This is a genomic window from Nocardia sp. 852002-20019_SCH5090214 (assembly GCF_001665865.1).
Taxonomy (GTDB): domain Bacteria; phylum Actinomycetota; class Actinomycetes; order Mycobacteriales; family Mycobacteriaceae; genus Nocardia; species Nocardia nova.
Genome location: NZ_LZMK01000351.1, coordinates 1 through 643, shown reverse-complemented (window position 1 = coordinate 643; position 643 = coordinate 1). Strand labels below are relative to the sequence as shown.

The 643-nt window shown below is 65.8% G+C and carries 1 protein-coding gene; it reads left to right on the top strand.

From position 1 onward, the window contains the following. Window positions 1-33: 33 nt before the first annotated feature. The coding region (locus A5780_RS43250) for an acyl-CoA thioesterase domain-containing protein (protein WP_231983015.1) at window positions 34-643 on the top strand (610 nt) is incomplete at its 3' end.

Genomic DNA, 643 nt, shown 5'->3' with positions numbered 1-643 from the left:
CCGACCAAACTGAGCGGAACAGCCGTGGCCGGCATGCTCGCCCGGGAACTCGAGACCCACTGCCCGGAGGGCTTCATCCCCGCTCGACTCACAGTCGACCTGTATCAACCGGTCGACAACGCCGCGTTCGATCTGCGCAGCACGGTGGTCCGTCGAGGATCTCGAATCACTGTTGCCGACGCGGCACTGTCGCAAGACGGTCAGCAACGTGTGAGGGCGACAGCCGTTTTCCTCACCACCGGGACCGAACCGCCTGGCCAGCTCTGGAGCCGAGACGAACCGCTGCCGGTTCCGCCGCAGGAGAGTGCTGTGCCCGGCGGGACGCCGCCGCTGTTCAAGAGCGGCGATCGCGACTGGTCCGAGGATTTCGCGGCGAATCAAAACGCCGACCGCAAAATCTTCTGGCAGAACCTGCCACCACTGGTCGCCGGGGAACCGATCACTGGGTTCCAGCGCGCAGCGATCCTGGGTGACTCCACGAACCACGTGTGTCACTGGGGCACCGAAGGCGCCGGCTACATCAACGCCGATGTGACCGTGGCTCTTTCGCGTCTGCCGATCGGCTGCGAACTCGGACTACGCGCCGACAACACCATCGCCTCGGCGGGCGTGTCCATCGGCAGCGCCACCCTCTACGACCGCA